This window comes from Streptomyces sp. NPDC090022 (assembly GCF_044748145.1).
Taxonomy (GTDB): Bacteria; Actinomycetota; Actinomycetes; order Streptomycetales; family Streptomycetaceae; genus Streptomyces.
In genome coordinates this window covers 147,877-160,085 of record NZ_JBIVFN010000005.1, presented here as the reverse complement: position 1 = coordinate 160,085, position 12,209 = coordinate 147,877, and the positions used below count along the sequence as shown (strand labels likewise).

The following is a 12,209-nucleotide window of genomic DNA, read 5'->3' as shown; positions in this document are numbered from 1 at the left end:
GCTCGCGCCGGCGGCCGTCGGACGCGTCCGTCAGCGGCCGTTGAACGCGTCCTTCAGCCGGCTGAACAGGCCCTGCTGACCCGGCTGGAACTGGCCCATCGGCCGTTCCTCACCGCGCAGCTTGGCCAGCTGGCGCAGCAGTTCCTCCTGCTGGGCGTCCAGCTTGTTCGGGGTCTGCACCTCGACGTGGACGATCAGGTCGCCGCGACCGCCGCCGCGCAGGTGGGTCACGCCGCGGCCGTGCAGCGGGATGGACTGGCCGGACTGGGTGCTCGGGCGGATGTCCACCTCCTCCATGCCGTCCAACGTCTCCAGCGGGCACTTCGTGCCCAGCGCGGCCGCCGTCATCGGGATGGTCACCGTGCAGTGCAGATCGTCGCCGCGTCGCTGGAACACCGCGTGCGGGAGCTCGTGGATCTCCACGTACAGGTCGCCGGCCGGGCCGCCGCCGGGGCCGACCTCGCCCTCGCCCGCGAGCTGGATCCGGGTGCCGTTCTCGACGCCGGCCGGGATCTTGACGGTGAGGTTGCGGCGGGAGCGGACCCGGCCGTCGCCCGCGCACTCGTGGCACGGGGTCGGGACCACGGTGCCGAAGCCCTGGCACTGCGGGCAGGGGCGCGAGGTCATGACCTGGCCCAGGAAGGACCGGGTCACCTGCGACACCTCACCGCGGCCGCGGCACATGTCACACGTCTGCGCCGAGGTGCCGGGGGCGGCGCCCTCGCCGGAGCAGGTCGTGCACACGGTGGCCGTGTCGACCTGGATCTCCTTGGTGGTGCCGAACGCGGCCTCGTCCAGCTCCAGGTCGAGCCGGATCATCGCGTCCTGGCCGCGCCGGGTGCGCGAGCGCGGGCCGCGCTGGGACGCCGTACCGAAGAACGCGTCCATGATGTCCGAGAAGTTGCCGAAGCCGCCGGCCCCGAAACCGCCCGCGCCGCCACCGCCCGACGAGGACAGCGGGTCGCCGCCGAGGTCGTAGACCTGCTTCTTCTGCGGGTCCGACAGCACCTCGTACGCGGCGTTGATCTCCTTGAAACGCTCCTGCGTCTTGGGATCGGGGTTGACGTCCGGGTGCAGCTCGCGAGCGAGCCGCCGGAAGGCCTTCTTGATCTCGTCCTGCGATGCGTCGCGGCGCACGCCGAGAACGGCGTAGTAGTCCGTGGCCACTTACGACTCCGCCAGGATCTGTCCGACGTAACGTGCCACTGCGCGTACCGCTCCCATCGTTCCGGGGTAGTCCATGCGGGTCGGTCCGACCACGCCGAGTTTGGCGACTGCTTCGCCGCCCGAACCGTAGCCGACCGAGACGACGGACGTGGAGTTCAGTCCCTCGTACGCGTTCTCGTGGCCGATGCGTACGGTCATCCCCGACTCGTTGGCCTCGCCGAGCAGCTTGAGGAGCACGACCTGCTCCTCGAGCGCCTCCAGCACGGGCCGGATGGTCAGGGGGAAATCGTGTCCGAAACGGGTGAGATTGGCGGTGCCGCCGATCATCAGCCGTTCCTCGGTCTCCTCCACCAGCGTCTCCAGCAACGTCGCGAGCACGGTCGACACCGTGCCGCGGTCATCGCTCTCGAACGCCTCGGGGAGGTCCTGCACCAACTGCGGCACGTCCGCGAACCGGCGGCCGACGACGCGGCTGTTGAGCCGGGCCCGCAGATCGGCCAGCGACTGCTCGCCGAACGGCGCCGCGCAGTCCACCATGCGCTGCTCGACCCGGCCGGTGTCCGTGATCAGGACGAGCATCAGACGGGCCGGCGCGAGCGCCAGCAGCTCGACGTGGCGCACGGTGGAGCGGGTCAGCGACGGGTACTGCACGATCGCGACCTGGCGGGTCAGCTGCGCCAGCAGCCGTACGGTGCGGCCGACGACGTCGTCGAGGTCGACCGCCCCGTCCAGGAAGTTGTGGATGGCCCGGCGCTCGGGCGTCGACAGCGGCTTGACGCCCGCCAGCCGGTCGACGAAGAGCCGGTAGCCCTTGTCCGTGGGGATCCGGCCGGCGCTGGTGTGCGGCTGGGCGATGTAGCCCTCGTCCTCCAGCACGGCCATGTCGTTGCGCACGGTGGCGGGCGAGACGCCGAGCTTGTGCCGCTCGGTGAGCGCCTTGGAGCCGACGGGCTCCTCCGTCCCGACGTAGTCCTGGACGATGGCGCGCAGCACTTCGAGTCTGCGTTCGCTGAGCATCGCGCGCACCTCCAGCTCGTTCGGTTCGGTTTCGGCCTGCGTCTGGCACTCGGTGCAGGTGAGTGCCAGAGATCCCCCGGTCAGTGTACGGCGGGCAGGCATACACCTAGCAAGGGCCGCCGCCCATCGCGCCGGTCACGGTAGCGTCGCGGTATGGACGTCGCTTGGGAAGAGGCCGGCTGGGAGCGGATCACCGCGCGGACCGGCCGGCGCCGCCTTCCGGTGTGGGATTGCACGGTGGGACTGGTGGTCGGGGACGAATCGGTCCTGCTGATCGACCCGGGTTCGTCGGTGCGCGAGGGGGCCGTGCTGCGGGCCCAGGCGGAACGGATCACCGGTCGGCGCGTGACCCATATCGCATTTACGCACGGCCATTTCGACCATGTGCTGGGCGGGGCGGCGTTCTCGGGGGCGGAGGTCTTCGGGGCGGTGGGGCTGGACACGCTGCTGCGGCGGGAGCGGGAGGCGCTGCGCGCGGACGCGGTCCGGCACGGCCTGCCGGAGGAGGACGCCACGGAGTCGGCCGACCTGCTGGTCCTGCCCCGCCACTCGGTGTCGGGCGAGTGGACGCTCGACCTGGGCGGCGTACAGGCGCTGCTGGCCAATGTCGGCCCCGGGCACACGCGCCACGACCTGGCGGTGTTCGTGCCCGACACGTCGGAAGTGGTCTTCTGCGGGGACCTGGTGGAGGAGTCGGGCGAACCGATGGCGGGCCCGGACGCGGTGCCGGCGCAGTGGCCGGCGGCCCTGGACCGGCTGCTGGCCCTGGGCGGCGAGGACGCGTTGTACGTGCCCGGTCACGGAGCGGTGGTCTCCGCGGACTTCGTGCGTGCGCAACGCGACACACTGGCCGCGCGTTTCGGCGTGTCACCTTCCTAGGGCGGCGGTTGTCCCTACTGTCGGGCGGATGCGCGAGTACTCACCGGACCTGACCCCGTCGTGGAAGCGTCCCCGGGCGGTGCCCGAGGTGCCGGCCGACCCCGATGTCGTGGTGGAGGAGGCCGGTACGGGCTTCTGCGGGGCGGTGGTGGCCTGCGAGGCCGGCACGGTGACCCTGGAGGACCGCTTCGGCAAGCGCCGGGTCTTCCCGCTGGAGCCGCGGGGCTTCCTGCTGGACGGCGCGGTGGTGACGCTGGTCCGCCCCGCTCCCAGGCCGGCGGGCCCGGCCCGGACGGCCTCCGGCTCGGTGGCGGTGCCCGGGGCGCGGGCGCGCGTGGCCCGGGCGGGCCGGATCTACGTGGAGGGCCGCCACGACGCGGAGCTGGTGGAGAAGGTCTGGGGCGACGACCTGCGCATCGAGGGCGTGGTGGTGGAGTACCTGTCCGGGGTGGACGACCTCCCGGCGATCGTCGCGGACTTCCGCCCGGGCCCGGACGCCCGCCTGGGCATCCTGGTCGACCACCTGGTCCCGGGTTCGAAGGAGTCCCGCCTGGCGGCGTCGGTCGCGGGCCCGGACGTCCTGGTGGTGGGCCACCCGTACGTGGACATCTGGCAGGCGGTGAAACCGTCGTCCCTGGGCCTGGGGTCCTGGCCGGTGATCCCCCCGGGCCAGGACTGGAAGACGGGCATCTGCCGGGCCCTGGGCTGGCCGGAGAACACGGGGGCCGCGTGGCAGCGGATCCTGTCCCACGTGACGTCCTACAAGGACCTGGAACCCACCCTCCTGGGCCCGGTGGAACACCTGATCGACCACGTGACGGCGTGATGAGAAGCCCGCGCGGCGTTTGACCGCACCTACGGGGGTCCGGGGGCTTGCCCCCGGTTACGGAAGGGGCGGGGTCGGGAAAGGCCCCGCGGCCCCGCGGCCCGGTGACCCCGCCGGCCCCAGCGGCCCCGCGGCCCAGCGACCCCGCGCCCCCGTCAGTCGACCAGGTCCCGCACGACCGCGTCCGCCAGCAACCGCCCCCGCAGGGTCAGCACGGCCCGCCCCTCGGCGTACGGCGCCGCCTCCAGCAGCCCGTCCGCCAGCGCCCGCCGGGACGCCGCGAGCCCCGCAGGCGCGAGCAGCGCCAGCGGCACCCCCTCCACCAGCCGCAGCTCCAGCAGGATCCGCTCCACCCGCCGGTCCTCGTCCGAGAGCCGCTCCCGCCCCGCCCCCGGCGAGCGCCCGCCGGCCAGCGCCGCGGCGTACGCACCGGGGTGCTTCACGTTCCACCACCGCACGCCGCCGACATGGCTGTGCGCGCCCGGTCCCGCCCCCCACCAGTCGGCGCCGCGCCAGTACAGCTCGTTGTGCAGGCAGCGGCCCGCCCCGGACGTCGCCCAGTTCGACACCTCGTACCACTGGTACCCGGCGTCCGCCAGCACGGAGTCCGCGATCAGGTAGCGGTCGGCGTGCACGTCGTCGTCCGTCATGGGGACCTCGCCCCGGCGGATCCGCCGTGCCAGCTGCGTGCCCTCCTCCACGATCAGCGCGTACGCCGACACGTGGTCGGGGCCCGCGCCGATCGCCGCGTCGAGCGAGGCGCGCCAGTCGTCGTCGGACTCTCCCGGCGTGCCGTAGATCAGGTCGAGGTTGACGTGCTCGAAGCCCGCCGCCCGCGCCTCCCCCACGCACGCCTCCGGGCGGCCGGGGGTGTGGGTGCGGTCGAGCACCTTCAGCACGTGCTGCCGGGCGCTCTGCATGCCGAACGAGATCCGGTTGAAGCCGCCGGCCCGCAGCTCCTCCAGGTACGCCGGACCGACCGACTCCGGATTCGCCTCGGTGGTGATCTCCGCGTCCTCGGCCAGCCCGAATTCCGCGCGCAGCGCGGCGAGCATCCGCACCAGGTCGGCGGCGGGCAGCAGGGTGGGCGTGCCGCCGCCGACGAAGACGGTGCGTACCGGCCGGGGGTCGTCGCCCAGGACCTTGCGGGCGAGGCGGATCTCGTCGATCAGGGTGTCGGCGTAGTTCTCGCGGGAGGCGAGCACGCCACCGGTGCCCCGCAGCTCGGTGGCCGTGTAGGTGTTGAAGTCGCAGTACCCGCAGCGCGTCGCGCAGTAGGGAACGTGCAGGTAGAAGCCGAGCGGACGGCTCCCCGCGCCCACGAGGGCGGACGACGGCAGAAAGCCGTCCTCGGGCATGGGTTCACCGTCGGGCAGTGCGGAAGGCATGCGCCCATTGTCCCGCACCGCCCGACCGTGGTGGACGCGTCGAACGTCACGCCTCGCGGGTGCCCTCGTACATCTCCTCGATCAGGGCCTTGAACTCGCGCTCGACGACGGGCCGCTTCAGCTTCAGGCTGGGGGTGAGGTCACCGTGCTCGACGTCGAGGTCGCGCGGGAGCAGTCGGAACTTCTTGATCGTCTGCCAGCGCTGGAGTCCCTCGTTGAGGGTCTGGACGTAGGTCTCGATCAGGCGGGTGGTCTCGGGGGCGGCCACGACCTGGGCGTACGTCCTGCCCTCCAGGCCGTGCTCGGCGGCCCAGCCCAGGATCGCGGGGCCGTCGAGGGCGATCAGCGCGGAGCAGAAGTTCCGGTCGGCGCCGTGCACGACGATGTTGGAGACGTACGGGCAGATCGCCTTGAACTGGCCCTCGATCTCGGCCGGGGCGACGTACTTGCCGCCGGACGTCTTGATCAGGTCCTTCTTGCGGTCGGTGATGCGCAGGTAGCCGTCGGGCGAGAGCTCGCCGATGTCGCCGGTGTGCAGCCAGCCGTCGGCCTCCAGGACCTCGGCGGTCTTCTCGGGGAGGTTGTGGTAGCCCTGCATGATGCCGGGGCCGCGCAGCAGGATCTCGCCGTCGTCGGCGATGCGGACCTCGGTGCCGGGGAGCGGCTTGCCGACGGTGCCGGTGCGGTAGGCCTCGCCGGGGTTGACGAAGGAGGCGGCGCTGGACTCCGTCAGGCCGTAGCCCTCCAGGATGTGGATGCCGGCGCCGGCGAAGAAGTAGCCGATCTCGGGGGCCAGCGCGGCGGAGCCGGAGACGGCGGCGCGCAGCCGGCCGCCGAAGGCCTCGCGGAGCTTGGAGTAGACGAGCGCGTCGGCGATCTTGTGCTTGGTGGACAGGCCGAAGGGCGCGGTGGCGTTGCCGGTGCGGCGGAAGTTGTCCTGGGTGACCTTGGCGTACTCGCGGGCCACGCCGACAGCCCACTGGAAGATCTTGTACTTGGCGCCGCCGCCGGCACGGGCCTTGGCCGCGACCCCGTTGTAGACCTTCTCGAAGATGCGCGGGACGGCCGCCATGTACGTCGGCTGCACGACCGGCAGGTTCTCGATGATCTTGTCGATGCGGCCGTCGACGGCGGTGACGTGACCGACCTCGATCTGGCCGGACGTGAGCACCTTGCCGAAGACGTGGGCCAGCGGCAGCCACAGGTACTGGACGTCGTCCTTGGTGATCAGACCGGTGGCGACGGTGGCCTTGGCCATGTACGACCAGTTGTCGTGCGGCAGGCGGACACCCTTGGGGCGGCCGGTGGTGCCGGAGGTGTAGATCAGGGTGGCGAGCTGGTCGGCGGTGATGGCCGCGACGCGGTCCTTGACCGCGGCGGGGTGCTTGGCGAGGTGTTCCTTGCCCAGCGCCTCCAGGTCGGCGAGGGAGAGCACCCAGCCCTCCGGGTCACCGTCCTGCGCGACCGCGTCCGCGGCGTCGATGACCACGACGTGGCGCAGCTCGGGCAGCGCGCCGCGGTGCTCGCGTGCCTTGGCGAGCTGGGCGGCGTCCTCGGCGATCAGGACGCGCGCCTCGGAGTCGGACAGGATGTACGCCGACTCCTCGGCGTTGGTGCTCGGGTAGATGGTGGTGACCGCGGCGCCCGCGCACATCACGCCCAGGTCGCAGAGGATCCACTCGACCCGGGTCCCGGAGGAGAGCGCGACGCGATCCTCGGACTGGAGACCGAGCTCGGCCAGGCCCGCGGCGATGGCGAACACCCGCTCGGCCGCCTGGCCCCAGCTCAGCGACCGCCACTCGTCCGGCCCCTGACCGGCGGCAGCCGGCACGGGGTACCGGTAGGCCTCGGCGTCCGGGGTGGCCGTGACGCGCTCAAGGAAGACGGTCGCCACGGTGGGCGGGCGATTCTCGACAAGGGACTGTGTGTCGCTCACGACATCCTCCGGACCGGTCCACGCGGCAGGGCGTGGGCGTGGGGACTGGCAGGTGTGCAGACCGGGCTGATCTGCACCGGGCTGATCTGCGGCAGGCGGGCTTGAACCAGGTGGGCTTGAACCAGGCGGGGCTGGAAACTGGCGAGTAACCATCGAGCAGTGATCAGACTAGAGGCCCTCCTGCCGGTGCGTAAGGGTCGGCGAGCGGCCGGTTCATAACGAAACGGGCCCCCGCGCGGGTGCGCGGGGGCCCGTTTCGTACCGCTTCCGGTTGCTCCTGTGCTCCTGCGGCTACTTCTTCTTGCCGCTGGACTCGTCGCTGGAGAGCACCGCGATGAACGCCTCCTGGGGAACCTCCACGGAGCCGACCATCTTCATGCGCTTCTTGCCCTCCTTCTGCTTCTCCAGCAGCTTCCGCTTACGGGAGATGTCACCGCCGTAGCACTTGGCGAGGACGTCCTTGCGGATGGCGCGGATGGTCTCGCGGGCGATGACGCGGGAGCCGATGGCCGCCTGGACCGGCACCTCGAAGGCCTGCCGCGGGATGAGCTCGCGCAGCTTGGCGACCAGGCGCACGCCGTAGGCGTAGGCGGCGTCCTTGTGGCAGACGGCGGAGAAGGCGTCCACCTTGTCGCCGTGCAGCAGGATGTCGACCTTGACCAGGCTGGAGGCCTGCTCGCCGGTGGGCTCGTAGTCGAGGGAGGCGTAGCCGCGGGTCTTGGACTTCAGCTGGTCGAAGAAGTCGAAGACGATCTCCGCGAGCGGGAGGGTGTAGCGGATCTCGACGCGGTCCTCGGACAGGTAGTCCATACCGAGGAGGGTGCCGCGGCGGGTCTGGCACAGCTCCATGATCGAGCCGATGAACTCGGTGGGCGCGAGGATCGTGGCGCGCACGACCGGCTCGAACACGTCCGAGATCTTGCCCTCGGGGAACTCGCTCGGGTTGGTGACCGTGATCTCCTTGCCGTCCTCCATGACCACGCGGTAGACCACGTTGGGGGCGGTGGCGATCAGGTCGAGACCGAACTCGCGCTCCAGGCGCTCGCGGATCACGTCCAGGTGGAGCAGACCGAGGAAGCCGACGCGGAAGCCGAAGCCGAGCGCGGCGGAGGTCTCGGGCTCGTAGACGAGCGCGGCGTCGTTGAGCTGGAGCTTGTCCAGGGCCTCGCGCAGGTCCGGGTAGTCCGAGCCGTCCAGCGGGTACAGGCCCGAGAACACCATCGGCTTGGGGTCCTTGTAGCCGCCCAGGGCCTCGGTGGCGCCGCCCGCCAGGCTGGTGATGGTGTCACCGACCTTGGACTGGCGGACGTCCTTCACGCCGGTGATGAGGTAACCCACCTCGCCGACGCCGATGCCGTCGGCCGGGGTCATCTCCGGGGACGAGACACCGATCTCCAGCAGCTCGTGGGTCGCGCCGGTGGACATCATCCGGATGCGCTCGCGCTTGTTGAGCTGGCCGTCGACCACGCGGACGTAGGTGACCACGCCGCGGTACGAGTCGTAGACCGAGTCGAAGATCATCGCGCGGGCCGGGGCGTCCTTGACGCCGACCGGCGCCGGGACCTTCTCCACGACGCGGTCCAGCAGCGCGTCCACGCCGAGGCCGGTCTTGGCGGAGACCCGCAGGACGTCGTCGGGCTCGCAGCCGACCAGGTTCGCCAGCTCCTCGGCGAACTTCTCCGGCTGGGCGGCCGGCAGGTCGATCTTGTTCAGGACGGGGACGATCGCGAGGTCGTTCTCCATCGCCAGGTACAGGTTGGCGAGGGTCTGCGCCTCGATGCCCTGGGCGGCGTCCACCAGCAGGATCGTGCCCTCGCAGGCCGCCAGGGAGCGGGAGACCTCGTAGGTGAAGTCCACGTGGCCCGGGGTGTCGATCATGTTCAGGATGTGCGTGCTGCCCTGGCCCGGGCCGGCCGTGGGCGCCCACGGCAGACGGACCGCCTGCGACTTGATCGTGATGCCACGCTCACGCTCGATGTCCATGCGGTCGAGGTACTGGGCGCGCATCTGCCGCTGGTCGACGACACCGGTGAGCTGGAGCATCCGGTCGGCGAGCGTCGACTTGCCGTGGTCGATGTGCGCGATGATGCAGAAATTGCGGATCAGCGCCGGGTCGGTACGGCTCGGCTCGGGCACGTGGCTAGGGGTCGCGGGCACGCAGTGTCCTGATTCTCGGGTCGCAGTCGGAACGTTACGCAGACATCCATGGTCCCATGACTGGGCGAGTGCGCTCGGTTTGGGCTGCCCAATGGACGCCTGGTAGCCTGGGCAGCTGTGTCTCGTATGCCCTCTCAGCTGTCGGGACGCAATCCGAAGATCAATCTCTGAACCTGAAAAGGCTCTTTTCGTGGCGAACATCAAGTCCCAGATCAAGCGGAACAAGACCAACGAGAAGGCGCGCCTGCGCAACAAGGCCGTCAAGTCGTCGCTCAAGACCGCGATCCGCAAGGCCCGCGAGGCCGTCGTCGCCGGTGACGTCGAGAAGGCCACCGTGGCTTCCCGCGCCGCCGCCCGTGCGCTCGACAAGGCCGTCTCGAAGGGTGTCATCCACAAGAACGCCGCCGCCAACAAGAAGTCGGCGCTGGCTGCCAAGGTTGCCACCCTCCAGGGCTGAGCTCTCGATGTGAATCGCCGGTGAGGAACCGGCGGGCCCTCTCTCCCGCCCCTGACCGGCCCCCGTGCCGCGCACGAAGCGTTCGCCACGCGGGCGCGGCACAACCAGAAGTAACCGAAGGCCCCGGCCTCCGCCCTTCCCCAGGACGGCGCCCGGGGCCTTCGCGTACCCGGACGGGCCGGAGCGTCAGTGGGCCGGGCGGCGGGGGCGGGCGGCGCGGGCCACCGCGACCACGGCCTTCTCCAGCGCGTACTCGGGGTCGTCGCCGCCGCCCTTGACACCCGCGTCGGCGTCCGCGACCGCGCGCAGGGCGTCCGCGACGCCGTCCGCCGACCAGCCGCGCATCTGCTGGCGGACCCGGTCGATCTTCCACGGCGGCATGCCGAGGTCGCGTGCCAGGTCACCGGGGCGGGCCCCGCGCGGGGCGGAGGCCAGCTTGCCGATGGCCCGGACGGCCTGGGCGAGGGCGCTGGTGATCAGCACCGGGGCCACACCCGTGCCCAGCGCCCAGCGCAGCGCTTCGAGGGCCTCGGCCGCGCGGCCCTCGACCGCCCGGTCGGCCACCTCGAAGCTGGAGGCCTCGGCCCGGCCCGTGTAGTAGCGGCCGACCACGCCCGCGTCGATGGTGCCCTCGACGTCCGCGCACAGCTGCGCCACCGCGCTCGCCAGCTCGCGCAGATCGCTGCCGATCGCGTCCACCAGCAGCTGCGAGGCCTCCGGCGTGGCCGAACGGCCCAGCGTGCGGAACTCGCCGCGTACGAACGCCAGCCGGTCGCCGGCCTTCGTCATCTTCGGGCAGGCCACCTCCCGCGCACCGGCCTTGCGGGCCGCGTCCAGCAGACCCTTGCCCTTGGCGCCGCCCGCGTGGAGGAGGACGAGGGTGATCTCCTCGACCGGCGCGCCGAGGTACGCCTTGACGTCCTTGATCGTGTCCGCGGACAGGTCCTGCGCGTTGCGCACGACCACGACCTTGCGCTCGGCGAAGAGCGAGGGACTGGTCAGCTGGGCGAGCGTGCCCGGCTGGAGCTGTTCGGGGCTCAGATCGCGCACGTCCGTGTCGGCGTCGGCGGCACGGGCGGCCGCCACCACCTCCCGCACGGCGCGGTCGAGCAGCAGGTCCTCCTGCCCCACCGCGAGGGTGAGCGGGGCGAGCGGATCGTCGGTGGAGTTCTTCCTGGTGGCCATCGCGTCCAGCATCCCACGCCGCACCGACACTCCCCCGCGCCCCGTACCCGACAATGGTCGCGTGAACGTGCGACATGTACTGGTCCTGCCCGACCGCGACGCCGCCGAGGAGGTCGCCGACGAGGCCGTGGACCGCTTCGGCCTGGCCGAGGAACCCCAGCTGGTCCGCGACGCCCTGGCCGGCGAGGACGACGCCGAGGACGCCCAGTGGCTGGTGGTCGTCGAGGACCCGGCGGCCCGGCTCGACCCCACGGCCCTGGACGGCCTCGCCGCCGAGTACGAGGGCTGGCTCGAAGCCCCGTAGGCCGCGGCCCGTCAGGCCTTGTGCACGATCTGCACGTCCAGCTCGACCTGAACGCTCGACCCGATCGCCGCGATGCCCTGGGCCAGCGTGGACTGCCAGTTCAGGGTGAAGTCCTCGCGGTTCAGGCGGGCCGTGGCCCGGCAGGCCGCGCGGGGTTCGCCCTCCAGGCCCGTGCCGGTGCCCAGGTACTCGGTGTCCAGGGTGACCGAGCGGCTGACCCCGTGCAGGGTCAGGGCGCCCGCGACGGCCCAGCGGCTGCCACTGCGGTGGATGAAGCGCTCGCTGTAGAACTCCACCGTCGGATGGCGGGAGACGTCCAGGAAGTCGGCGGAGCGCAGATGGTCGTCGCGCATCCGCAGCCCGGTGTCGATGCTCGCCGCGTTGATGACCACGTGCATCGAGGAGTCCTCCATGCGGCTCGCTATCCGGACCGCGCCCGCGAATGTGGTGAACCGGCCGTTGATCCGCGCCAGGCCGATGTGCCGGGCCGAGAACGCGATCGAGGAGTGGCCGGGGTCGAGCTCCCAGTGGCCGGGCTGCGGCAGCAGCGGCGGCTCGACCGGGTCGAGCACGATCTCCGCCGTACCCGGCTGGGCCTCGTCGCCGACCAGCGTCGCCCCATGGAACGGCGCGTACCCCTCGGCCGTGACCAGCAGCCGGTACTCCCCCTCCGGCACGGCGGCGGTGAACCCTCCGTACGGATCCGTCTCGCCACGGACGATCCGCCGGCCGATCGGGTCGGTCACCTCGAACTGCGCCTGCCGGACCGGCTGGTGGACGGTGTCGAGGACCCGGCAGCTGAGCAGCTTCGCCATGGGCGGCAGCGTCAGCGTCGCGGACGTCTGCGGACTGGTTCCGGCCGTCTCCAACCCCCGTCGGCGACCGAACATGAT

The 12,209-nt window shown here is 71.6% G+C and carries 11 protein-coding genes; 4 read left to right on the top strand and 7 right to left on the bottom strand.

Features of this window, described 5'->3' with window-relative positions:
- Positions 1–30: 30 nt before the first annotated feature.
- Both dnaJ and hrcA read right to left on the bottom strand, forming a co-directional pair.
- Positions 31–1,167: a molecular chaperone DnaJ gene (dnaJ, locus tag ACIPXB_RS13690; RefSeq protein WP_401448593.1), complete on the bottom strand. Its 1,137-nt coding sequence runs from the start codon at positions 1,165–1,167 to the stop codon at positions 31–33.
- The gene (gene hrcA / locus ACIPXB_RS13685; protein WP_401448590.1) at positions 1,168–2,184 is read right to left on the bottom strand and encodes a heat-inducible transcriptional repressor HrcA; all 1,017 of its coding nucleotides are present in this window, start codon (positions 2,182–2,184) and stop codon (positions 1,168–1,170) included.
- Between the two features lie 153 nt (positions 2,185–2,337).
- Here hrcA and ACIPXB_RS13680 point away from each other — a divergent pair, with 153 nt between their 5' ends.
- A complete protein-coding gene (locus ACIPXB_RS13680) occupies positions 2,338–3,063 on the top strand; it encodes an MBL fold metallo-hydrolase (protein ID WP_401448588.1) in 726 nt (241 codons plus the stop codon).
- Positions 3,064–3,091: 28 nt separating this feature from the next.
- Positions 3,092–3,889, top strand: coding sequence for a DUF3097 domain-containing protein (locus tag ACIPXB_RS13675; protein WP_401448586.1), 798 nt, complete (start codon positions 3,092–3,094; stop codon positions 3,887–3,889).
- Positions 3,890–4,044: 155 nt separating this feature from the next.
- Here ACIPXB_RS13675 and hemW read toward each other — a convergent pair whose 3' ends face one another.
- From hemW to lepA, 3 genes are all read right to left on the bottom strand, one after another.
- Positions 4,045–5,277 (bottom strand): radical SAM family heme chaperone HemW, encoded by a 1,233-nt coding sequence (gene hemW, locus ACIPXB_RS13670; RefSeq protein ID WP_401448584.1) that lies wholly within the window; start codon positions 5,275–5,277, stop codon positions 4,045–4,047.
- A 46-nt stretch (positions 5,278–5,323) separates the two neighbouring features.
- Complete coding sequence (locus ACIPXB_RS13665) at positions 5,324–7,213, bottom strand: AMP-dependent synthetase/ligase (protein WP_401448581.1); 1,890 nt, start codon at positions 7,211–7,213, stop codon at positions 5,324–5,326.
- A 291-nt stretch (positions 7,214–7,504) separates the two neighbouring features.
- Positions 7,505–9,370 (bottom strand): translation elongation factor 4, encoded by a 1,866-nt coding sequence (lepA, locus tag ACIPXB_RS13660; RefSeq protein ID WP_401448579.1) that lies wholly within the window; start codon positions 9,368–9,370, stop codon positions 7,505–7,507.
- 190 nt (positions 9,371–9,560) lie between these two features.
- On the opposite strand from lepA, the gene rpsT reads away from it, so the two are divergent.
- The gene (gene rpsT / locus ACIPXB_RS13655; RefSeq protein ID WP_365131673.1) at positions 9,561–9,827 is read left to right on the top strand and encodes a 30S ribosomal protein S20; all 267 of its coding nucleotides are present in this window, start codon (positions 9,561–9,563) and stop codon (positions 9,825–9,827) included.
- Between the two features lie 186 nt (positions 9,828–10,013).
- Here rpsT and holA read toward each other — a convergent pair whose 3' ends face one another.
- A complete protein-coding gene (gene holA, locus ACIPXB_RS13650; protein ID WP_401448576.1) occupies positions 10,014–11,012 on the bottom strand; it encodes a DNA polymerase III subunit delta in 999 nt (332 codons plus the stop codon).
- Positions 11,013–11,073: 61 nt separating this feature from the next.
- On the opposite strand from holA, the gene ACIPXB_RS13645 reads away from it, so the two are divergent.
- Positions 11,074–11,316 carry a hypothetical protein gene (locus ACIPXB_RS13645; protein ID WP_401448573.1) on the top strand — a complete coding sequence of 81 codons (243 nt, stop codon included), beginning with the start codon at positions 11,074–11,076 and terminating at the stop codon, positions 11,314–11,316.
- A gap of 11 nt (positions 11,317–11,327) precedes the next feature.
- On the opposite strand, the gene ACIPXB_RS13640 is transcribed toward ACIPXB_RS13645, so the two are convergent.
- Complete coding sequence (locus ACIPXB_RS13640) at positions 11,328–12,206, bottom strand: YceI family protein (RefSeq protein ID WP_401448571.1); 879 nt, start codon at positions 12,204–12,206, stop codon at positions 11,328–11,330.
- Between the last annotated feature and the right edge of the window lie 3 nt (positions 12,207–12,209).